The organism is Pseudomonas sp. S3_B08 (assembly GCF_054667725.1).
Genome location: NZ_CP162750.1, coordinates 1,359,933 through 1,382,908, shown reverse-complemented (window position 1 = coordinate 1,382,908; position 22,976 = coordinate 1,359,933). Strand labels below are relative to the sequence as shown.

12 protein-coding genes are annotated in these 22,976 nt (G+C 62.8%); 8 read left to right on the top strand and 4 right to left on the bottom strand.

Going from position 1 to position 22,976, the window contains the following annotated elements:
• Nucleotides 1-49 precede the first annotated feature (49 nt).
• Nucleotides 50-1,045 carry a cupin domain-containing protein gene (locus AB4N73_RS06330; protein ID WP_457263397.1) on the top strand — a complete coding sequence of 332 codons (996 nt, stop codon included), beginning with the start codon at nucleotides 50-52 and terminating at the stop codon, nucleotides 1,043-1,045.
• 406 nt (nucleotides 1,046-1,451) lie between these two features.
• Here AB4N73_RS06330 and AB4N73_RS06325 read toward each other — a convergent pair whose 3' ends face one another.
• Nucleotides 1,452-1,796, bottom strand: coding sequence for a cyclophilin-like fold protein (locus tag AB4N73_RS06325; RefSeq protein WP_460143087.1), 345 nt, complete (start codon nucleotides 1,794-1,796; stop codon nucleotides 1,452-1,454).
• A gap of 117 nt (nucleotides 1,797-1,913) precedes the next feature.
• Entirely contained in the window at nucleotides 1,914-2,942 is a 1,029-nt protein-coding gene (locus AB4N73_RS06320; protein ID WP_123442679.1) for an alpha/beta hydrolase, read from the bottom strand.
• A 134-nt stretch (nucleotides 2,943-3,076) separates the two neighbouring features.
• Here AB4N73_RS06320 and AB4N73_RS06315 point away from each other — a divergent pair, with 134 nt between their 5' ends.
• On the top strand, nucleotides 3,077-3,985 hold the full coding sequence (locus AB4N73_RS06315; protein WP_460143086.1) for a LysR family transcriptional regulator: 909 nt from the start codon (nucleotides 3,077-3,079) through the stop codon (nucleotides 3,983-3,985).
• Between the two features lie 200 nt (nucleotides 3,986-4,185).
• Here the strand turns inward: AB4N73_RS06315 and AB4N73_RS06310 are convergent, their stop codons facing one another.
• Nucleotides 4,186-4,428, bottom strand: coding sequence for a hypothetical protein (locus AB4N73_RS06310; protein WP_041480449.1), 243 nt, complete (start codon nucleotides 4,426-4,428; stop codon nucleotides 4,186-4,188).
• Nucleotides 4,429-4,651: 223 nt separating this feature from the next.
• Nucleotides 4,652-5,569, bottom strand: a complete 918-nt coding sequence (locus AB4N73_RS06305) for a LysR substrate-binding domain-containing protein (RefSeq protein WP_252869308.1) — start codon at nucleotides 5,567-5,569, stop codon at nucleotides 4,652-4,654.
• Between the two features lie 194 nt (nucleotides 5,570-5,763).
• On the opposite strand from AB4N73_RS06305, the gene AB4N73_RS06300 reads away from it, so the two are divergent.
• From AB4N73_RS06300 to AB4N73_RS06275, 6 genes are all read left to right on the top strand, one after another.
• Nucleotides 5,764-6,513, top strand: coding sequence for an SDR family NAD(P)-dependent oxidoreductase (locus AB4N73_RS06300; protein ID WP_252883659.1), 750 nt, complete (start codon nucleotides 5,764-5,766; stop codon nucleotides 6,511-6,513).
• 100 nt (nucleotides 6,514-6,613) lie between these two features.
• Nucleotides 6,614-7,912 (top strand): MFS transporter, encoded by a 1,299-nt coding sequence (locus AB4N73_RS06295; protein ID WP_041480451.1) that lies wholly within the window; start codon nucleotides 6,614-6,616, stop codon nucleotides 7,910-7,912.
• Between the two features lie 17 nt (nucleotides 7,913-7,929).
• Nucleotides 7,930-8,778 (top strand): transketolase, encoded by an 849-nt coding sequence (locus tag AB4N73_RS06290; protein ID WP_460143085.1) that lies wholly within the window; start codon nucleotides 7,930-7,932, stop codon nucleotides 8,776-8,778.
• Complete coding sequence (locus tag AB4N73_RS06285) at nucleotides 8,775-9,803, top strand: transketolase family protein (RefSeq protein ID WP_150742626.1); 1,029 nt, start codon at nucleotides 8,775-8,777, stop codon at nucleotides 9,801-9,803. Before AB4N73_RS06290 ends, AB4N73_RS06285 begins: the two co-directional genes overlap by 4 nt.
• A 61-nt stretch (nucleotides 9,804-9,864) precedes the next feature.
• Nucleotides 9,865-10,824 carry an alpha/beta hydrolase gene (locus tag AB4N73_RS06280; RefSeq protein WP_460143084.1) on the top strand — a complete coding sequence of 320 codons (960 nt, stop codon included), beginning with the start codon at nucleotides 9,865-9,867 and terminating at the stop codon, nucleotides 10,822-10,824.
• A 406-nt stretch (nucleotides 10,825-11,230) separates the two neighbouring features.
• On the top strand, nucleotides 11,231-22,951 hold the full coding sequence (locus AB4N73_RS06275; RefSeq protein ID WP_460143083.1) for a BapA/Bap/LapF family large adhesin: 11,721 nt from the start codon (nucleotides 11,231-11,233) through the stop codon (nucleotides 22,949-22,951).
• The last annotated feature ends 25 nt before the right edge of the window (nucleotides 22,952-22,976 follow it).

The following is a 22,976-nucleotide window of genomic DNA, read 5'->3' as shown; positions in this document are numbered from 1 at the left end:
CCTCGGACATTTCAAGAGAGCAGTCTATTAGCGGCAAACCGGATGATCTATGATGCGCAGTCTTGAACTTTTGATCGAAACCCCGAACATGAGCAGCACTGATTCCTTTTCACTGTCATCAGACCTGATCACAGAATTGCTGCGCAGCATGCGTCTGCGTGGCGTGCAGTATCGGCGGATCCACGCCGGTCCGCCGTATGGTCTGGGTTTCAGCGACAAATCGGGCCATGCGTATTTCCACTTCGTTGCCGCTGGATCGACGGTGTTGCGACTGGAGGACGGCAGCCTTTACGAGTTGGCGGCGGGCAATGCGGTATTCATTGCCCATGGTGCCGCGCACCAGTTGCTGTCACACCCAAACGCCGAAGTGCAGGACATTGACAGCGCCGTCGCCGCGCCACTCGGCGATACGGTCTGCGCGGTGCAGGTCGGTCACAGCGCCGTTTCGCCCGATAGCGCCCTGCTCTTCAGTGGCTGTATGGAGTTCGAGCTCGGCAGCCTGCAGGGCCTCGGTCGGCTGATGCCGGGACTGATGCTGATCGACGCCGGCGGCCAGCGTTATCCGGGACTCATGCCGATTCTTGCGACCATGGAACGCGAAGTCAGCGCAGCGCGCATCGGCTTCGCCGGCATTCTCGCTCGCCTTGCCGACGTAGTGGCGGCAATGATTGTTCGTGGCTGGGTCGAATGCGCTTGCGGCAATGCCTCCGGTCTCGTCGCAGCCCTGCGCGACCCTCGTCTGGCGAAAGCTTTGCTGGCCCTGCACCAACAACCGGGGCGCGACTGGAGCGTCGCCGAACTCGCAACGCTGTGCAACACCTCACGCTCGGTCTTCGCCGAACGCTTCCAGACCACCCTCGGCACCCCGCCGCTGCGCTACGCCACCGAACTGCGCATGCGCCTGGCCAGTCAGTGGCTGACACTGGAAAGACTGCCGATCGAAGAAGTGGCGCAGCGCTTGGGCTACACCTCCCAAGCGGCGTTCAGTCGTGCGTTCAAGCGGATAACGGGAAGCTCACCGGGAGCGAGTCGGCGCCAGCGCTGAAGACGAGAATCGCCGTAACAGAGCCGCTCTCATTCTGTGCCTCCCCGGATTCTGCCCAGCCCCGCGCTCACCCGCTCACGGATAACCGAGCCTACGAGATACAGCGCTTTTGCCTACAAATCTTACGGAAGTCCCTGTCTTCCCTGCTTACCCTCCGCAATTTATCGTTTCCCCGTCGCCACCTGAAATTTGAAAGCGCTGGGCACATTCAACTTCATACAAACAGGTCAGACGAAAAAGGGGTTGTTGACGTATCCGTCACTCCCTCCTAATCTCGCTCCCATCCCGCCCAAGGCAGTACGCTAGGATTAACGCAGGCTGCGCTGGCGAGGACCGCGCAGCCGAGAGCCACAATGCGCAGAAGGCGCCCTTGATTTAACGATCTCTGGTTCATCAATGAATCTCCTCACTCATCCAGCGTGAACGTCACCCGCACATCGCCGCGCCCCAAGACTTCGGCCAAGTCCTGCGGCCGGTCGATGCGACCAAGACGCGAATAGCGGTAAGACGAATCGAAGGTCTTGTAGAAGACCACCAACGTATCGTCGCCATACAAAAGGAAATCGCCGTTGTGGATCGTGCCCGGCCGGTAGGGCTGGGTGGGCAATGGCGGCTGCACGGTGGCGTATTTTTCATTGCCGTGCAGGTCAGCCATGTCCAGGCTCAGCGGCAATCGCGTGAGCAATTGCCGCGTACTCGGGTTGTCATCCAGTGCAATGGCAAAACGCTGTTCTCCGACGGTCATCCACATCCTGCTGGCCTCCATAGCGGTCGGTGCAGACAGAGCAACGGGCAGCCATGCCATCAGTACGAATCCCTTCCAGCCGTGGGCAAAAAACCGCATCGCTTGGCTCCGTCGCGTTGAAAGTTACTTCAGGTTGCTCTTGAAGAACTGCGTCAGCTTGGCAAAAGGAATCAGCTCGACCCGGTCGTACAGATCGACATGGCCGGCATTCGGCACGATCACCAGTTCTTTCGGCTGCCCTGCCAGGCGAAAGGCCTCTTCGCTGAACTCGCGGGAGTGCGCGTCGGCACCGGCAATAAACAACATTGGGCGCGGCGAGATGCTCTCGATATCGACGAATGGATAGAAGTTCATGAACTTGGTGTTGCTGCTCAGCGTCGGACGCGTGGTCTGTTGCGGCGTCGAGCTGGCCGGGGTGAATTCGCCGCGCGGGGTGCGGTAGAAATCGAAGAATTCACGCTGGATCGGATGGGTGTCGGCCTTCAGTTCCAGCACCGTGCCGCCGGTGTATTCGACCTTGCCGCCAGTAAACTCGGCGTAACGCTGCTCGGCCGCTTGCGCAATGATCTGCTTGCGCTGCGCAAGGCTTTGCGAGTGCTTGAGGCCATCACGGTTGGCCGCGCCCATGTCGTACATGCTCACCGTGGCGATGGCTTTCATGCGCGGGTCGATTTTCGCCGCGCTGATCACGAAGCTGCCGCTGCCGCAGATGCCCAACACGCCGATGCGCTCGCGGTCGATAAATGGCCGTGTGCCGAGGTAATCGACGGCCGCGCTGAAGTCTTCGGCATACATGTCCGGCAGCACGGCATTGCGCGGCGCGCCTTCGCTTTCGCCCCAGAACGACAGATCCAGCGACAGGGTGACAAAACCCTGCTCCGCCAGTTTCTGTGCGTACAGATTGGAGCTCTGCTCCTTAACCGCGCCCATCGGATGGCCAACGATAATCGCCGCGCTGCGCGCTGCCGGGTCGAGTCCTTTGGGGACAAACAGGTTGCCGACCACGGTGAGTTGATATTGATTTTTGAAGCTGACCTTCTGCACGGTCACCTTATCGCTTTTGAAAAAATTGTCAGCACCGTGGGACATGTCAGCTCCGAATGCAGTGAATGAACTCAGGAGAAACCCGAGCAGTATGAACAGTCGTTTCATGGGGGCGTCCTTGATCGAGAAGCCAGGCGTGGCCGGGATGAAGGTATTGTTGCGCACGCTCGAGACTTTGATTAGCTAATGAGTGCTTAATGCGGTTATAAACTCTGCTAATCAATAAACCCGAGCGCGCGCCCATGGCCAAACCCAATTTCAACGACCTGCTCGCCTTCGTCACCGTTGCCCGCAGCGGCAGCTTCACCCGCGCGGCGGTGCAGCTGGGCGTGACGCAATCGGCGGTGAGTCAGATAGTCTCGGCGCTGGAAGCGCGTCTGAAAATTCGCCTGCTGACCCGCACTACGCGCAGCGTGTCACTGACCGCGGCCGGCGAACGCTTGCTGCACACCGTGGGTCATCGTTTCGATGAGATCGAAGCCGAGCTGGACGCCCTGACCGAGTTGCGCGACAAGCCCGCTGGCACGGTGCGCATCACCTGCGGCGACAACGTCATCAAGACCACTCTGCTGCCGAAGCTGACACCGCTGCTGCTGCAGTACCCGGACATCAAGCTTGAGTTCGATATCAACTACGGTTTCCGTGACATCGTTGCCGACCGCTTCGATGCAGGCGTGCGTTTCAGCGATACCGTCGCCCAGGACATGATCGCCGTACCGATCGGCCCGCCACTGCGCATGGCAGTGGTCGCTTCGCCCAGCTACTTCGCCCAGCACCCCGCCCCGCAACATCCGCGCGATCTGGCGGCGCACCGCTGCATCGACATCCGCTTTCCGACCTACGACGGCGTCGATGCATGGGAATTCGAGCGTCAGGGCAAAAAGTTGAAAGTGCGAGTCGACGGGCAACTGGTGTTCAACTCCACCGTGCACATCGCCGACGCGGCTGTGAACGGGTTAGGGATTGCCCACCTGCCTGAAGACGAGTTCGGTACGCATCTGGCTGAAGGGCGTTTGGTCAGAGTGCTGGAAGACTGGTGCGAACCGTTCGGTGGCTTCCACCTCTACTACCCCAGCCGCCGCCAACCGTCGCCGGCGTTTTCACTGGTGGTGGATGCGTTGCGCGTGGTCAGAGACCCAGCCCCGTTGTAGGAGCGAGCCTGCTCCGATAGCGTCGGCACATCCAACAGAGTAAGTGCCTGACCCAGCGCTTTCGCGAGCAGGCTCGCTCCCACAGGGTTTTGCGTCAGATCCCGGAAATCAATCGATTCACAAATCCATTGTGGGAGCGAGCCTGCTCGCGAAGACGCCAGACCAGGCAAATCATCTCTGCATGCCACCCCGCGCGCGCCTCACAACTTCGACACATCCCCGGTAGCCTCGGCAATCGTCGCCAAGGTTTCCTCCATGCTGGCGATGTCTTCATGCAGCTTTTGAAACACCAGATCCAGCGACTCGGGAGCGTCCACGGTCTGATGGCCACGCAGCGACTCGACGCTACTGCTCTCCACGTGTTGAAGAATGTCCACGCTTTCTCGCAGTGCCAACAGCTGATCGAAGATCGCGGCAATCTGCGCCTGGCTGCGGGTGCTCATCGCTTCCCCGGCTTACAGATCAGTGATCCCCATCCCAGACATGTGATGACCATAAATCAGCCCCTTCTAAAGAAACGATGAACACAGAAAACAACAGCCTGCTCAGCCTTTGGTTTTTCGCGGATCGGCAGCGCGCGGTAAAGTGCGTTCTTGCGTGAATGATCAAGACCGATAATGGATTGACCTTGAGCGGTTCAGAGAGTTTGAAAGAATTGATCCCGACTCAATACGCGAACTCGTGCCCCAACTCGCTCTCCATCCACGCCAGAAAACGCCTGACCCGTGGAAAGCTCGAATGCGCCTTGGGGAATACCAAATGGTGCGCCGCCACCGCAGCACTCAGTGATTCAGGCGCGACTTCAACCAGCGTGCCCGCCGCCAGATACTTCTGCGCCAGCAATGTGCTTTCCAGCGCGAAACCCAAGCCATGACTCGCCGCTTCCAGCGACATGTAGGAACGATCGAAGCTCAATGCATAAGGCCGTTCCGGACGCGCCAAGCCATGTTGGGCAAACCATTGCGGCCATTTGAGCAGGGTGGCTTCCGACAGAATCAGATCGCACTCCAGCAGATCCGCCGCGCCGCGTATCGGGCGCTGCGCGAGCAGTTTCGGTGAGGTCAGCACCGCGAACGTCTCGTTCCTGACCGTGCGCACCTCATAACTGGGCCAGTTCGGCAGACCGTGACGGATATCGACGTCGATCTTGTCGCGACTGAAGTGCAGCGATTCATACGAGCACGACAGGTTGATCTGTATGTCCGGATGACTGGCGCGAAATGCTTCCAGGCGCGGCATCAGCCAGAGCAGGCCGAAGCTTGGCGATGAGTGCAAACGCAGGCAATCGAGGCTGACATCGCTGGCCGCACGCTCGGTGGCAACGGCGAGACTGTGCAGAATCCCGGAGACTTCCTTGAGGTATTGCTCGCCGACCGGCGTAAGCGAGACGCCCCGGGCAGCACGGACGAATAATTGCCGGCCGATCATCCCTTCCAGTTTCGCCAGTTGATGGCTGACTGCCGAGGGTGTCAGGTCCAGCACTTCCGCCGCTCTGGCGACGTTGCCGAAGCGCGCGGTTTGCTCGAAGGCCTGAATTGCTTTCAGCGGTGGCAGGATGATCGATGCCTCAGTGTCAGAGCGCATGGTGACTCCGTGGTGATTTCTTGTGATGTACGGACCGGTTTCATTCAAGCATTTGCGAAACGGCCTGACGAGTGCTGAATTTTTTTCAGCATTGAGTGACTTCCGCGTTATTGCTCACGCTCGCCCCGGAGGACAAGCTGAGTCATCGGTTACTTACACACCGACCCAATAAAAACAATTCGAGGGAATCCTCCATGCTTCTTCAAGGCAAAGTCGCAATCATTACCGGTGCCGCATCTGCCCGTGGCATTGGCCGCGCTACCGCCAGCACATTTGCGCAACACGGCGCTCGCGTGGTCATCCTCGATCTGGATGCATCCGCAGCACGTGACGCCGCCGCAGCACTGGGCGAAGGTCATCTGGGCCTGGCGGCCAACGTGGCCGACGAAGCGCAGGTTCAGCAAGCCGTCGCCGCCATCATCGAGCACTTCGGGCGCATCGATATCCTCGTCAACAACGCCGGCATTACCCAGCCACTGAAGACTCTGGATATTCGTCCTTCGGACTACGACAAGGTGCTGGACGTCAGCCTGCGCGGCACTTTGCTCATGTCCCAGGCGGTGATTCCGCTGATGCGCCAACAGTCTTCCGGCAGCATCGTCTGCATGTCGTCGGTGTCTGCCCAGCGCGGCGGCGGCATCTTCGGCGGCCCGCATTACAGCGCGGCCAAGGCCGGTGTGCTGGGGCTGGGCAAGGCCATGGCGCGGGAATTGGGGCCGGACAATATTCGCGTCAACTCCATCGCCCCGGGGCTGATTCACACCGACATCACCGGCGGCCTGATGCAGGATGAACGCCGCCACGCCATCATCGACGGCATTCCGCTAGGTCGCCTGGGTCAAGCGCAGGACGTCGCCAACGCCGCGCTGTTCCTGGCCAGCGACCTGTCCGCGTATCTGACCGGCATCACCCTCGATGTGAACGGCGGCATGCTGATTCACTGAGTAACTCTGGGCGGGCCTGCGTGGCCCGTGCGGTTCTGGATCGATGACGCAGCCGGGCCTGATGGCCTGGCGGTCAATAAAAACAAGAGATCAGACCATCATGACTACCCTGTCGCTCGAAGCGGTTTCGACCGTGCGTTCTTCTGCCTATCGCAAAACGGCCTGGCGGCTGATGCCGTTCCTGATGCTGTGCTACCTGTGCGCCTATCTGGACCGGGTCAACGTCGGTTTCGCCAAACTGCAAATGATGAACGATCTGGCCCTCAGCGAAACAGTCTACGGACTGGGCGCCGGGGTGTTTTTCATCGGCTATTTCCTTTGCGAAGTGCCCAGCAACATCATCCTGCACAAGGTCGGCGCGCGAGTGTGGATTGCGCGGATCATGATCACCTGGGGCATCGTCTCGGCGCTGTTCGCCTTCGTCGAAACCGCCTGGCAGTTCTATGCCCTGCGCTTTCTCCTCGGGATTGCCGAAGCCGGTCTGGCGCCGGGCCTGCTGCTCTACCTCACCTACTGGTTTCCGTCCTATCGGCGGGCGCGCATGACCGTGTTGTGGTTTATCGCCATTCCGCTGTCAGGCATGGTCGGTGGCCCGCTTTCGGGCTGGATCATGAACCACTTTGCCGGTGTGCACGGCTGGGCCGGCTGGCAGTGGATGTTCGTTTTGGAAGCGGTGCCCACCGTGCTCGTCGGCCTGCTGGTACTGAGTTATCTGAAAGACGGCGTGCATCAGGCGACCTGGCTCAATGACGAGGAAAAAGCGCTGATCACTCGCGAGCTGGCCGAAGACGACCAGCAAAAGGTCACCCATGCCTCGGTCGGCGAGTTCATTCGCGACCGGCGCTTGTGGCTGCTGGCGGCGATCTACTTCTGTGTGGTGATGGGCCAATATGCGATCACCTTCTGGCTGCCGACACTGGTACGTAATGCAGGGGTTTCCGACCCGCTGCACATCGGTTTCCTGACCAGCCTGCCCTATCTGTGCGCCATCGCCGCCATGCTCCTGGTCGGCCGCAGTGGCGACAAACATCGCGAGCGCCGCTGGCACCTGATCGTGCCGATGATCGCCGGTGCGATCGGCTTGAGCCTGGCAGCAATGATGGGCGGCAACCCGACCTTGTCGATCCTCAGCCTGTGCCTGGCCGCCTCCGGCATTCTATCCGCCACCTCGTTGTTCTGGATGCTGCCCACAACGCTGCTTGGCGGGGTGTCTGCGGCCGCCGGCATCGCCGCGGTCAACAGCTTCGCCAACCTCGCCGGGTTTTGCTCGCCCTATCTGATCGGCTGGATCACCACCCTGACCGGTTCCAGCGCCATCGGCATGTACCTCATCACCGGCGTGCTGTTCCTCGGCGCCAGCCTGGTCCTGCGTATTCCTGCCGCTTTGGTCAATCGTTGAGTCAACGGAGTTTCATCATGACGACTAATCTTGCACACGCTGCATCGCTGAGCCTGACCCAGCGCGCGCACAACATTCGCCGCCATGCATTGCGCATGGGCCAGGTTCAGGGCCAGGGCTATGTGGGCCAGGCCCTCGGCGCGGCTGACCTGCTGGCGGTGTCTTACTTTCATGCGATGAATCATCGCCCCGCAGATCCCGAATGGGAGCAGCGCGATCGCTTCTATCTCTCCATCGGCCACTACGCCATTGCGCTGTACGCAGCGCTGATCGAAGCCGAGATCATTCCCCTCGACGAGCTGGAAACCTACGGCTCGGATGACAGCCGCCTGCCGATGTCGGGCATGGCCGCCTACACCCCGGGGATGGAGATCACCGGCGGTTCGCTGGGTCAGGGTCTGGGTATCGCGGTCGGTGCCTGCCTGGGCCTCAAGCGCAAAGGCTCGGCCTCGTTCGTCTACAACCTGCTGTCCGATGGCGAACTCAATGAAGGCTCGACCTGGGAAGCGGTGATGTCGGCTTCGCACTGGAAGCTCGACAACCTGATCGCCATCGTCGACGTCAACAACCAGCAGGCCGACGGTTACTCCAGCGAGATTCTTTCGTTCGAACCCATTGTCGATCGCTGGCAAGCCTTCGGCTGGTTCACCCAGCGCGTCGACGGCAATGACCTCGACGCCCTGGTCGCTGCATTCGATGCCGCCCGCAATCACCCCGGCGGGCAACCGCGCGTGATCATCTGCGACACGAAAATGGGCAAAGGCGTGCCGTTTCTGGAGAACCGGGAAAAGACCCACTTCATTCGCGTCGAAGAGCACGAATGGGACCTGGCACTGAGCAACCTTGCAGAAGGAAAAGACCAATGAGCAACGCCGCCAACACTGCGCCTTCGACTGCTACTGGCGCGCCGGTGAAAAAGCGCCTGACCACCTCGGCGATGATTGCCTCGATTGCTTCCGAGGGCCAGGCGACCCGTTCGGCACCGTTCGGCCATGCGCTCGCAGCGCTGGCAGACCAGCGCGCGGACATCGTCGGTCTCTCGGCTGACCTGTCCAAGTACACCGACCTGCACATTTTCGCCAAGGCGCATCCGGAGCGTTTCTATCAAATGGGCATGGCCGAACAGTTGCTGATGAGCGCTGCGGCGGGCATGGCGCGTGAGGGTTTCGTACCCTTCGCCACCACCTACGCGGTGTTCGCTTCGCGGCGTGCTTACGATTTCATCTGCATGGCCATCGCCGAGGAAAACCTTAACGTCAAAATCGTCTGCGGCTTGCCCGGTCTCACCACGGGTTACGGGCCGAGCCACCAGGCCACCGATGATCTGGCTATTTTTCGCGCCATGCCCAATCTGATGATTGTCGACCCGTGCGATGCACTGGAAATCGAACAGGCCGTGCCGGCCATCGCCGCTCACCAAGGCCCGGTCTACATGCGTTTGCTGCGCGGCAATGTGCCGTTGGTGCTGGACGAGTACGGTTATAAATTCGAGATCGGCAAGGCCAAGACTCTGCGCACGGGCAATGATGTGCTGATCATCTCCACCGGGCTGATGACCATGCGCTCACTGGAAGCGGCCAAGCAATTGCAGGCCGACGGCATTGATGTGGCCGTGCTGCACGTGCCGACCATCAAGCCGCTGGATGAACACACCATTCTCGCCGAAGCGCGTAAATCCGGGCGTCTGGTGGTCACAGCCGAGAACAGCTCGATCATCGGCGGTTTGGGCGAGGCGGTTGCTGGGTTGTTGTTGCGCAATGGCGTGACGCCCACCTTCAGACAGATCGCGTTGCCCGACGCCTTCCTCGACGCCGGTGCCCTGCCGACGCTGCATGATCGCTACGGCATTTCGACGCCGGCTGTCTGCGCGCAGATCAAAGCCTGGCTGTAACTCCACCGTGGGCGGCGCTTCGATCAGAGGCGCTCGCTCATTCGAGAACAGGAGGCAGAACGTGAAAGCACATGAACTGCTGGATCCCGACTTCAAAAGCTTTTTAACCCCCGGCGCACAAGCCTGGACGTTGGAGACGCTGCCCGCGATCAGGGAGCGTGTCCATGCGACATTCAAATCCCGAGAACAAGCGCGCGGTGAAAGCCTATGGACCAAGGCCCACGACGGTGAGGATTTGCGCCTGTGTCTTTACCGGCCCGCCGCCGGGGCACCGGGCGGTAATTTTGCGGTGATCCTGTACATCCACGGTGGAGGTTTCGTCCTTGGTTGCCCCGAAATGGCCGATGACTATCTGGCTAACCTCGCCGAAGAACTTCAGGCGATCATCGTCGCTGTCGATTACCGTCTCGCGCCAGAGCACCCCTTCCCTATTCCCCTGGAAGATTGCTACACCGCCCTCGGCTGGGTTGTCGCCCACCGGCAAACGCTCAACATGGACGCCGACAACGTGATCGTCATGGGTCACAGTGCCGGTGCAGGTCTGGCAGCAGCGCTGGCAATTGTGGCGCGGGATCGCGGCGTATATTCCATCGCCAGCCAGGTGCTGGTGTATCCGATGCTCGATTACCGTTCGGGCAGCCCGGCCTCGCCTCACCAGAACAGCACGACCGGAGTGATTGGCTGGCCGGCGCAAGCCAACCAGTTCTGTTGGGATTGCCTGCGCGCTGACCAAGCGCTGGATGATCTGCCAATCGGCTGGTTTTCGCCGGCCCTGCAAGACGATCTGCGTGACTTGCCACCGACGTTTATGGCCGTCGGGGCGCTGGATCTGTTCCTGGAAGAGGACGTTGCATTTGCCATGCGTCTGTCGCGCGCCGGGGCTGCCGTCGAACTGCATGTCTACCCTGGGGCGCCACATATGTTTGATCAGTGCCCCGGCAGTGTTAGCGATCAGTCTGCGCAGGATATTGTCCGATCACTTCGGCGATCGATAGCTAGCGCATTAACTGCTGAGGGATAGAAAGAACCGCTGAAACAGTACAACAGGATTTCTTATACAAAGCCTTCCCCCCTTCTACGCTTATTGATTAATACCTTCGCAGACAGGCAGCTGCGGAGGTTGGCCTGCGCTTTGAGAAATTCAATATCGCTTAGCCATCGCTCTCCTCGATTCCGCCCGGATATTTTCCAGCGTCTCGTTGGATAATGTCGAAACCGACACATTTTGTTGCACCCAAAAACCGCTTGGATCCAACGTCCCGACAAACGGTAACGACCTGAATAGAGCAGATTTTCAAATAGATAAACGTGGGCAAATGGCCCATCCATACGCTCGTCAAAAATCAGGCAGCCCCATCCGACACTCCCTATCTATGGTTTTAAAACCATCCGTGGACGTCCGCCCCACCCATTTACAGGGAGTAGTAATGGACAACATCGTCATTGCCGACAAAGCCAATTCTCAGCTCACTGCCCAGAACTGGGGCAATGTTCAGCTCAGTCAGCCTTCAGTTGTACAAATGCCGGTTCGGCCCGATCAATTGGCGTCGACCAGTCGCAGCGGTCAGGATTTGATCGTCAATCTGAAGTCTGGCGAGCAAATCAAAATCTCCAATTTCTTTGTCACCAGCCCTGACGGCGTGCCCAATGACATTGTCTTTCAGGGTGACGACGCGACGCTGTGGCAGGCGCGCTACAGCGCCGAGCCGTTCAATGGCTTTACCTTTGACGAAATCAATTCGCTGGACGAGCTGATCGCTGGCGTCGGTGTGGTGGATGGCGCGACGCCGGCATGGGCGATTGCCGGGCTGGGCCTGTTGGGCGCGGGTGGTGCGGCGGCCGCTGCGGGCGGAAGTGGCGGCGGCGGCGGCGGTGGTGGCGGTGGAGACGCGACGCCTCCTGCGCCCGCGACCGGATTAACCTTGTCGGCCGATGGCCGGGTGCTGAGTGGTTTTGGCGAAGCTGGCAGTGTCGTTCAGGTACGCGATGCAGCCGGCAACCTTTTGGGTTCCGGAACCGTTGGCGCCGATGGCAGTTTCCAGGTCGACCTGGGTACGCCGCAGAACAATGGCCAGCCGCTCGACGTCACGCTCACCGACCCCGCGGGCAACGTTTCGACGCCGGGTACGGTCACTGCGCCGGATACCACCGCGCCGACCGCACCAGGCAATCTCAGCGTGAGCCCTGATGGCACGCAACTCGGCGGCACCGGTGAAGCCGGCTCGACCATCCAGGTGCGCGCCGCCGATGGCACTCTGCTCGGTAGCGCTGTGGTGGCGGCGGATGGCACTTTCAGTGTCGCCCTCAGCCCCGCGCAAACCGGCGGCCAGTCGCTGACCGTGAATGCCACCGATGCGGCAGGCAATATCTCGACCGGCGCAACGGTCAGCGCGCCGGAGATCGTCGAACCGACGACGCCAGGCAATCTCGATTTGAGCAGCGACGGCAGTCAACTCACCGGCACCGCCCGGGCCGGCACCACGATTGAAGTCCGTACCGCCAACGGCGAACTGCTCGGGCGTGCGGCGGTGGCTGCTGACGGCACTTTCCTGCTGACGCTGGTTCGTGCGCAGGCCAACGGTGAAACCTTCAGTATCGTGGCGGTCAACAGCGCCGGTGCGCAATCGCCGACCGTGACCTTCAATGCACCAGACATCACCGGCCCCGCTGCTGCAACGGATCTGGCCGTGAGCAGCGATGGCCTTTCGGTGACCGGCCGTGGCGAACCCGGCAGCACAGTCAGCGTCACCAATGCGCAAGGTACGCTGCTCGGCACAGCGCAGGTGGCAGCCGATGGCTCGTTCACTGTGCAACTCAATGCCGCGCAAATCGATGGTGAAGCGCTGAGCGTGCTGGTCACCGACGCCGCCGGCAACCCTTCGCCAGCAGCGACTATCATCGCGGTTGACCTCGACGGGCTGACCCAACCAAGTGACATCGCAGTGAGCATCGATGGCACGCAGTTGAGTGGACGCGGCCAGGTCGGTTCGACCGTAACGGTGCGCGACGCCAACGGCAATGTGCTCGGCACGGCCGTGGTGGCGGCGGACGGCACGTTCAGCCTGCAACTGAGCAGTCCGCAGAACAACGGCGAAACACTGCAGATCAGTGCCAGCGACGCCGCTGGCAACACTTCCGCACCACTGAACTACGTGACGCCTGACACCCAAGGGCCGACGGCCGTCTCCGATCTCGCGCTCGACGCTCAGGGGCAGACGCTCACCGGTAAGGGTGAGTTGGGTGCGTCGGTCACTGTGCGCGATCCGGCCGGCAACATCATCGGCACGGGCACGGTGGATGCCGATGGCAATTTTACCGTTCCACTTTCCACACCACAGACCGATGCGCAACAACTGCAAGTGATCCAGACCGACGCGGAAGGCAATCCTTCGGCGCCGGTCAACGTCACCGCACCCGATCTGACCACGCCGGTCGCCGTGACCGATGTGAGCATTTCTGCCAATGGCGCCGTAGTCTCCGGCGCGGGTCAGATCGGCGCCACCGTTACTGTCACTGACACCAACGGGACCGTGCTGGGAACAGCTTTGGTCGGCAGCAACGGCCGGTTCGAAGTCTCCCTGTCCTCGCCACAAACCAACGGCCAGAACCTCAGCGTTGTGCAGACCGATGGCTCGCCCACTGGCTCCCCGGCAGTTCCAGTTGAAGCGCCGGATATCCAGGCCCCCACTGCCCCTTCCAATCTGACGCTGAATGCAGGCGGCACTGAACTGAGTGGCACAGGCGAGTCCGGTGCCACGGTGTCGGTCAAGGATTCGGCCGGCAATGTGTTGGGCACCGCGATCGTCGACGGCAGCGGCGCCTTTACAGTGCCGCTGAACAGCCCGCAGATCGATGGCCAACAACTGCAAGTGAGCCAATCGGATGGCGTGAACGTCTCCCCCAACACGCCGCTGACCGCAGCGGACACCACCGCGCCGCTGGCGCCTGACAACGTCGTACTCGCCAGCAACGGCGTGACATTGACCGGCACCGGGCAAGCCGGCAGCACCGTAACCGTCAGCGCAGCGGACGGCACGGTGCTTGGCACTACGGTGGTCGCCAGCGACGGCAATTTCAGCGTCAACCTGAGCCCGGCTCAGCTCGACGGTCAGGTGCTGAGTGTGATCCAGACCGATGCGAGTGCCCTGCCCTCGCCGGCCACGCCGGTTACGGCACCGGACATCACCGCCCCACCTGCACCGAGCGGTCTGCTCATCGATCCTGCGGGTGCCACGGTCACCGGCACCACGCAGCCCAATAACACGGTGCAGGTGCTGGATGCCGACGGCAACGTCATCGGCACCGCGACCGCTGACGGCACGGGCGCCTTCACGGTCAACCTCGATACGGCGCAGACCAATGGCGAAGCCTTGCAAGTCGTGGTGTCGGACGGCGCCAACAGTTCGCTTCCCGGCAGCGTCACTGCGCCGGACAGCACCCCGCCGGCAGCGGTCAGCGATCTGGCGCTCAACCCGGCCGGCACGCAAGTGTCGGGACTTGCCGAACCGGGCACGACGGTCACCGTCAGCATCGCTGGCGGCGCTCTCGTGCTGGGTACCGCAACGGCGGGTGAGGACGGCCGCTTCGTCGTGACCCTCAGTCCACCGGCCGAGCCCGGCGGCAATCTGGAAGTCATCAGCACTGACGGCGGCGGCAATGATTCGCCCGTTGTGCCGCTGGCAGGACTGGACGGTACCCAGGTCGCGACCCCGACCGATCTGGCTTTGAGTGCCGATGGTTTCACCCTGACCGGCGCCGGTACGCCCGGTTGCACCGTGACGGTGACCAGCAGCAGCGGCACGGTGCTCGGCTCCGGGCTGATCAACAGCTTCGGCCGCTTCACCCTGTTGCTCAGTAGCAAACAGATCAATGCGCAAGTCCTCCAGGTGACGGCCACCAGTCCCGACGGTGACGTGTCGATTCCGGGCACGGTGACGGCGATCGATGGCACGGCGCCGGACGCGGTGACCAATCTGGCGCTGAATGCCAACGGCACGACACTCACAGGACGCGGAGAGGCCGGGGCGACGGTCACTGTCACCGACGCCACAGGTACCGTGCTCGGTACTGCACTGGTCGCCAGCAATGGCACGTTCAGCCTGACGCTGACGCCGGCACAACTTAATGGCCAGGCGCTTACCGCGATCCAGAGCGATGCCGCCGGCAACCTGTCGCAACCCGCTGGCATCATTGCCAGCGATCTGCAACCGCCCGCCGCAGCGACTGGCGTCAGCATCAATGACGTCGGCACCGTGGTCAAAGGCCAGGGCGAAGCCGGCAGCACCGTGACCGTGCGCGATGCCGCCGGTAACGTGTTGGCGACCGGCGTAGTCGATCAGAGCGGCAATTTCCAGGTCACCTTGCCCAATGCGCAGAACACCGGCGAAACCCTGCAGGTCACTCTGACCGACGCCAATGGTAACGCCTCGACTTCCACTGGCGTGATCACCGTCGACGGCACCCCGCCGGCCGCCGTGCAGAATCCACTGATCAGCGCCGATGGCAGCACCCTCAGCGGCACGGGTGAAGCTGGCGCGACGGTCAATGTCACCACCGCCAACGGCACCTTGCTCGGCAGTGCCGTGGTTGGCGCGGACGGCGCGTTCAGCGTGACCCTGGCGCCAGCGCCGACCAACGGCGAGGCGTTGGCGATCAGCCAGACCGACCCTGCCGGCAATGTCTCGCCGTCGACCAGCGTCAACGCACCCGACATCAGCCCACCAGCTGCACTGACCCAAGTCGCGGTGAATGCTGACGGCGTCACCGTCACTGGTCATGGCGAGCCAGGCGCCACGGTGTCTGTGCGCAGCGCCGACGGCACCTTGCTCGGCACCGCGCAGGTCGGCAGTGGCGGCGCGTTCACTGTCACCCTCAACGCAGCACAACTGAATGCCGAAGTGCTGACCGTCACTCAGGAAGATCCGCCGGGCAACGTTTCGACGGCGGTTGAAGTCATCGCCGCGGATCTGACCGCCCCGGCGATTCCGAGCGCATTGACGCTCAATGCTGCCGGCGTGCAACTGTCGGGCAACGCCGAGGCCGGCAGCACGGTGACCGTGCGCGACAGTCAGGGCAATCTTCTCGGCACCACCACGGCGGCCGCAAACGGCACTTTCCAGATTACCCTCAACAGCCCGCAAACCAATGGCCAGGCACTGAACGTGACGGCCACCGACGCGGCAGGCAATCCGTCGGCCCCGGCAATCGTCAATGCGGTCGATAGCACGGCGCCGTTGGTAGCGAGCGATCTGGCGGTGAGCGCCAATGGTGCCACCCTGACCGGCATTGGTGAGGTCGGCGCCAGCGTGGAAGTTCGCGATGCCGGCGGTGTTTTGCTGGGTACTGCGACCGTTGCCAGCAATGGCAATTTCAGCGTCACGTTGTCCCCGGCGGCGGTGGCTGGATCGAATCTTTCCGTGGTGCAGATCGATGCTGCCGGCAACACCGGACCGGCGGCGCCGGTGACTGCACCGGGCAATCTGGCGGAAAGTGCACCGACCAATCTGGCCCTCAGCGCTGACGGCCTGACCCTGACCGGCTCGGCCACCGCCGGCAGCACCGTGAGCATTCGCAATGCCTCGGGCGTGTTGCTCGGCAGCGCGCTGGTGGCGGCCAATGGCACTTTCAGCGTCACCCTCAACGCCGCGCAACTCAACGGCGAACAGCTGTCTGCCGTGGCGACGTCGAGCACCGGTATCAATTCATCCCCGACCGACTACACCGCTGCCGATATCGCCGCGCCAACGCCGCTCAGCGAACTGAGCCTGGCACCGAACGGCACGGCCCTGACCGGGCGCGGTGAAGCCGGCGCCACCGTAACCGTGCTCGGCATCGGCGGAGTGGTTCTCGGCAGCGCGGTGGTGGCGGCCAATGGCACCTTCAGCGTCACCCTCAGCCCGGCACAGACCTCTGGTCAGACTTTGAGCCTGAGCCAGGCCGACACCGCCGGCAACGAATCGAACAGCGTCAACCTGATCGCCCCGGACCTGCTCGCGCCCAATGCGCCGGCGGCGCTGGTGGCAAGCACTGACGGCACGCTGCTGTCGGGTACCGGTGAGGCCGGCACCACGGTCAACGTGTACAACACCGCCGGAGCGCTGGTCGGGACCGGCACCGTGAGCATCGACGGCACGTTTGCGATCACCCTGACCACGCCGCAAGCCAACGGCCAGGCGCTGACCGTGTCGCTGACGGATGCAGCGGGCAACACCTCGGCAGCCACGCCGTTCACTTCGGTCGACAGCACACCGCCAGCGGCCGTTTCGCAACTGAGCATCGGCGGCGACGGCGCAAGCTTGACCGGGCGCGGCGAACCGAGCGCGCAGGTGCGGGTCATCGACAGTGACGGCAACGTGCTTGGTACCGCCGTGGTCAGCGCGACCGGTACGTTCACGCTGCCACTGAACCCGGCGTTGACCAATGCCGAAGTGATCACCGTCGTGCAGGCCGACGCAGCGGGCAACGACTCGCCGGCAGTGAACCTGACCACGCCGGACTTCACCCCACCTGATCCACTGGACAACGTCGATATCAACTCGTCCGGCGCGCTGGTCATCGGTACTGGCGAACCCGGCGCGACCGTGACCGTGCGCGATGCCAACGGCACTTTGCTCGGCACCAGCGTGGTACTCGGCGACGGCACGTTCAGCGTCACCCTCAATCCGCCGCAGATCAACGAACAGATTCTCAGCGTGCAGCAGGCCGATCCACCCGGCAACGTCAGCGCCCCGGTGACGGTCACCGCCCCGGATCTGACCCCGCCAGCGACGCCGGCCGATCTGCAACTGAATGCCGATGGCGGTCTGCTCACCGGTACCGGCGAAGTCGGCGCCACTGTCCGTGTGACGTCGGCCGATGGCACCGAACTGGGCACCGGCACCGTGGGTAGCGATGGTCGTTTCCAGATCACCGTGACTCCGGTGCAAACCAATGGCCAAGCGCTGTTCGTGGTGTTGGCGGATGCGGCCGGCAATGCCTCGCCTGCCGGCACCCTGACCGCGCCGGACAGCACGCCTCCTGCCGCGCTGACCGATGTCGATATCGACGCCAGCGGCAGCCTGATTACCGGCTCCGGTGCGGCTGGCTCGCAGGTGGTCGTCACCAATGCGCTGGGCACTATCGTCGGCACTGGCACGGTGCAGGCCGACGGCAGTTTCAGCGTGACGCTCGACCAGCCGCTGCTCAATGGTGAAGCCTTGTCGGTGATCCAGCGCGATGCGGCGGGCAACCCTTCGCCGATCGTGCCCGTCACTGCGCCGGACATCACCCTGCCCGCTGCGCCCACCGACCTCGTTCTCACGCCCAATGGCGTGACACTGACCGGCAGCGGTGAAGCCGGCGCCACGGTGCGTGTACTCAGCGCGACTGGCACTGTGTTGGGCTCGGCAACCGTGGCCGGCAATGGCTCGTTCAGCGTGACCCTCAACCCGCCGCAAGTGAACGGCGAGCTGTTGAGCGTCAATCAGACCGATCTGGCATCCAACACATCGCCGACAGCGCCCGTGCAAGCGGGCGATATCACCGATCCACTGGAGGTGGCCGACCTCAATGTCAGCCAGGACGGCTTGACCGTGACCGGCACCGGCGAGCCCGGAGCGACCGTCACCGTGCGCGACGGCACGGTGGTGCTCGGCACGGCGACCGTGGCCGCAGATGGCAATTTCAGCGTCACGTTGTCGGCTGCGCAAATCGATGGCCGCGCACTGTCGGTCGTGCAAGCCGACGCGCAAAACAACCAGTCCGAGCCCGTACTGGTCGACGCGCCGGACAGCACTGCACCGATCGCACCAACGGTGACATCGCTGACCGGCGCCGGCACCTTGCTCGCCGGAACCGCCGAAGCCGGCAGCACCGTGACTGTGCTGTCCGCCACCGGCACCGTGCTCGGCACGGCGGTGGCATTGGGCGACGGCACCTATACCGTTACGCTGAATCCGGCCCAGGCCAATGGTCAGTTGTTGTCAGTGATCGCGACGGATGAGGCGCAAAACGCATCGCCAGTGCTGCTCTACCCGGCGGCTGATACTACCGCTCCAGATGCCGTCACCGGTCTGACCATCAGCGGCGATCTGAGCCAGCTCGCCGGTCGTGGCGAAGCCGGCGCGAGTGTCGAAGTGACCGATGCGCTGGGCAATATCGTCGGCACCGGCACAGTGGCCGCCAACGGTACGTTCCTGATCGATCTGGCGCCGGGCATCACTGCCGGCCAGGTGCTGACGGTGAATCAGATCGACGTCGCAACCAACGTTTCGGCAGACGCTAACCTGACTGTCCCGGCGGTTCCGGCACCGGACGCTCCAGCCAATCTGGCGCTTACGGCCGATGGTCTGACGCTGACCGGCACGGCGGCGCTCGGCACCACCATTAATGTTTATGGGCCTGACAACAGTCTGATCGGCACCGGCGTCACCGGCGCGGATGGCACGTTCAGCGTGGTGCTGACGCCTGCGCAAACCAACGGCCAAAGCCTCGAAGTCACCGCCAACACTGCGTTGGGTGGCGCCTCGCTGCCGACTGAAATCACCGCAGGTGACACCTCGGCGCCGGCGCCACTCAGCGATCTGGCGGTCAACGCCAACGGCACTTTGGTTACCGGTCGCGGCGAAGTCGGCGCGTCGGTGACCATCACCGGCGCTGGCGGCGTGGTGCTGGGCAATGCGACGGTTGGCGCCAATGGCACTTTCAGCGCACAGCTCAATACGCAGCAGGTCAACGGTCAGGTGCTCAATGCGACACAGACCGATGCGGCCAACAACACCTCATCCGGTCTTAACGTAACTGCGCCCGATATCACTCCCCCGGCCGCTCCGACAGCACTGGTCCTCAGCGGTGCCGGTCTGGTGCTCGGCGGGCTCGGTGAAGCCGGCGCCACCGTCACTGTTCGCGGTGCGGGAGGCGCGGTGCTGGGCACGGCGACGGTGGCGGGCAATGGCTCGTTCTCGGTGACCTTGTCATCGGCGCAACTCAACGGCCAGCAACTGAGCGTCACGCAGAGTGATGCGGCGGGCAACGTTTCGCCGGTTACCAACCTCAGCGTCGCCGATACCACAGCGCCGGCGCCGCTGAGCAATGTCAGCCTGAACGGCACCGGCCTGGCGGTCAGCGGCACGGGTGAGGCCGGCGCGACCGTCAGCGTGACCAACGCAGCCGGTACCGTCCTCGGCACCGCTGTGGTCAATGCTGGCGGCACCTTCACCGTGCAACTGTCCAGCGCGCAACTGAATGGCCAACAGCTCAACGTCCAACAGGCCGACCCGACGGGCAATCTGTCGCAGGTCTTCAATCTGACGGCCCCTGACGTACAGGCGCCGATCGCGGCCAGCGGTCTGACGCTCGCTGCCAACGGTCTGACCCTGAGCGGTACGGGCGAAGCCGGTGCGACGGTCAACGTCTACGGCCCCGGCGGCGCGCTGATCGGCACCACCACCGTGGGCAGTGGCGGTACGTTCAGCTTCAACCTGAACACCGCGCAACTCGACGGGCAGCTGTTGACCGTGCGTCTGGTCGACCCGGCCGGCAATCTGTCGCCCAATGCCAGCCTGACGGCGCCGGACATTACCGCCCTCGGCGCGCCGACTGGCGTCAGCGTCAATGGCAGCGGCACCGTGCTCACTGGCGTCGGCGTGCCCGGTTCGACCATCAGCGTGCTCGGCGTCGGTGGTGCGGTGCTCGGCACCGCGACCGTCGCCGCTAACGGCAGTTTCTCGGTGACACTGGCCTCGGCGCAGATCAACAGCCAAGTGCTCAGCGTTACCCAGGCCGATCCGAGTGGCAACGTATCGGCAGCGGCGACCGCGACGGCGCCAGACCTGACACCGCCCGCTGCGGCAACGGCGCTGCTGGTCGGTGCCGATGGCCTGACCGTCACCGGTACCGGTGAAGCCGGTGCAACCGTGACCATCAAGTCGGCCAGCGGCAGCGTTCTGGGCACTGGCACGGTCGACAACCTCGGCGTGTTTAACGTCACCCTGAGCAGTGCGCAGATCAACGGCGAAAACCTCACCGTCAATCTCAGCGACGCTCGCGGCAACGTTTCGGTGGCCGCCAACGTCATTGCGCCGGACGTCGACGTCAACGCGCCAGTGATCGCCAGCGATAACCTCGCCGTTGGCACCGTCACCCTGGCTCCGGTCACCGCGTCGCAGACCTTTAACGACTCGTTCACCACACTGCTGGCCGGGTTCTCGAAAACCTTCACCTTCACCGTGGCCGGCGGCACGCGTCTTGATCCGACCCTGACGCTGACCACCAGCAGTCTGATTTCGCTGATCGATGGCGTGGTCTACACCCTGCAAGTGAAAGATGCCAGCGGCAACTGGGTCACTCTGGATGTCAACGGCAGCGGCGGTCTGCTCGACCTGATCGCGCTCGCCGGCCAGGGCGTGCGGGTCGACATCGGTAACCTGCTGTCAGGCGATTATCGACTGACGGTTTCGAGCACCGGCATCGGCGTGCTGACCACGGTCAATACCCAGCTGCAACTGGATGTGAGCAGCCTGACCCAGTTCAACGGCATTGCCGGGCCAGCGGTGACCGGCAACGTCATCACCAACGTCGGCGTCGATGGCACGGCCGATCAGACCGGCCCGGACAACGGCGCGCAATTGCAGATCTTCAAGAACGGCGCCTGGGTCAGCGCTGGGGCCGGCACCACGGTGCAAGGGTTGTACGGCACGCTGACCATCGACGCCAATGGCAACTACAGCTACAAACCGAACGGCAGTGTTGGCAGCGTCGGCAAAGTCGACGTGTTCAACTATCAACTGGTGCACCCGAACGGCTTGAGCGACACCGCCAATCTGTACGTGCGCATCGACAGCCCGCAAGCCAGCGAAGTGTGGAATGACGCCAACCTTGGCAGCCCGGCGCTGGTGGTGGATGCCACGCCAGACGTCGCCTCGACTGACGTCACCCTGATCAACCGCGAAGTCACCACCAACTCTGCCCTTGGCACGTTCAATGTCCTGCTGGGCGGCGGCAGCGGTAACTACAACACCGTGGTCGCGGCCGATACCGTCAGTGACCTGACCGTGGTGGTCAATTCGAGCAACCTGTTGGCGCTGCTCGGTTCGATGACGGTGGGCCTGTACAAACTCAATACCGCCACCAACCAGTACGTACTGGTCAAGAGTTACGGCGGCAACGCGCTGCTCAATCTCGGTGGCGGCAACTACGGGATCAAGTTCGACGACCAGACCGCCGGCAGTTATCAGGTGCGGGTGGCAGTGGGCGGCCTCGGCCTGCTGACCAGCGTCAACACCAGCCTGATCAACGTCGCGACCTACAACAATCAGTTCGTGGTCGGCAGCTACACACCGGTATCGGGCAACCTGCTCACTGACACCGCGGGCGGCGGTGCCGATGTACTGGGCTCGGTCTATACCTTGCTCAGCGTGCTGGTCGCTGGCAGTTACGTCGCGCCGGGTTACAACGGCGTCTCGCTGGTCGGCAACTACGGCACCCTGGTGGTCCAGGCCAACGGCAACTACACCTACACGCTCAAGGCCGGGCTGACCGATGCGGTGATCGGCCAGGAAGACACCTTCACCTACCAACTCACCCACCCCAACGGCACCGTGGATACCGCGACGCTGACCATCGACCTGAACAATGCCGGCGCATTCGCCAGCACCGCGTTCTCGGCACTGGCCAGCGATGACCTCGGTCTGGCCCATGTCGCTGGCAGCGAACTGATCCAGGGCACCGAAGGCAACGACACCCTCGACGGCTCGCACGGTGGCGCCGTCACGCTGCAAGGTGGCGGTGGCGACGACACGCTGATCATCGCCGATCAGCAGTTCACCTCGGTGGACGGCGGCAGCGGCACCGACACCCTGCTCTGGGCCGGTGGCGATGTGTCGATCAACCTCGGCGATCTGCAGAGCAAGATCCACAACGTCGAAATCCTCGACCTCAACCATTCCAGTGCGGTTGCGCTGACATTGAATCTCGGCGATCTGCTGGCGATTACCTCTTCGGACAACAACACTTTGCTGATCAAGGGTGACGACAGGGACAGCGTGCACATGACCGATGGCTGGGTCGCCGATGGCACGCAACAGGCCGACGGCATCGACTATGTTCAATACACGGCACAGGAGGATCCGAGCCACCACTTGTGGGTGCAGAACGGCATTCAAGTGGTTTGAAACAAGACATCAAACGTCGGTCTCT

What these genes read in the sequence shown, in the direction of transcription:
- AB4N73_RS06305 (WP_252869308.1), bottom strand. Translation starts at nt 5,569, where the DNA reads ATGCGCTCTGACACTGAGGCATCGATCATCCTGCCACCGCTGAAAGCA.
- AB4N73_RS06275 (WP_460143083.1), top strand. Translation starts at nt 11,231, where the DNA reads ATGGACAACATCGTCATTGCCGACAAAGCCAATTCTCAGCTCACTGCC.
- AB4N73_RS06285 (WP_150742626.1), top strand. Translation starts at nt 8,775, where the DNA reads ATGAGCAACGCCGCCAACACTGCGCCTTCGACTGCTACTGGCGCGCCG.
- AB4N73_RS06315 (WP_460143086.1), top strand. Translation starts at nt 3,077, where the DNA reads ATGGCCAAACCCAATTTCAACGACCTGCTCGCCTTCGTCACCGTTGCC.
- AB4N73_RS06320 (WP_123442679.1), bottom strand. Translation starts at nt 2,942, where the DNA reads ATGAAACGACTGTTCATACTGCTCGGGTTTCTCCTGAGTTCATTCACT.
- AB4N73_RS06290 (WP_460143085.1), top strand. Translation starts at nt 7,930, where the DNA reads ATGACGACTAATCTTGCACACGCTGCATCGCTGAGCCTGACCCAGCGC.
- AB4N73_RS06310 (WP_041480449.1), bottom strand. Translation starts at nt 4,428, where the DNA reads ATGAGCACCCGCAGCCAGGCGCAGATTGCCGCGATCTTCGATCAGCTG.
- AB4N73_RS06325 (WP_460143087.1), bottom strand. Translation starts at nt 1,796, where the DNA reads ATGTGGATGACCGTCGGAGAACAGCGTTTTGCCATTGCACTGGATGAC.
- AB4N73_RS06330 (WP_457263397.1), top strand. Translation starts at nt 50, where the DNA reads ATGATGCGCAGTCTTGAACTTTTGATCGAAACCCCGAACATGAGCAGC.
- AB4N73_RS06300 (WP_252883659.1), top strand. Translation starts at nt 5,764, where the DNA reads ATGCTTCTTCAAGGCAAAGTCGCAATCATTACCGGTGCCGCATCTGCC.
- AB4N73_RS06295 (WP_041480451.1), top strand. Translation starts at nt 6,614, where the DNA reads ATGACTACCCTGTCGCTCGAAGCGGTTTCGACCGTGCGTTCTTCTGCC.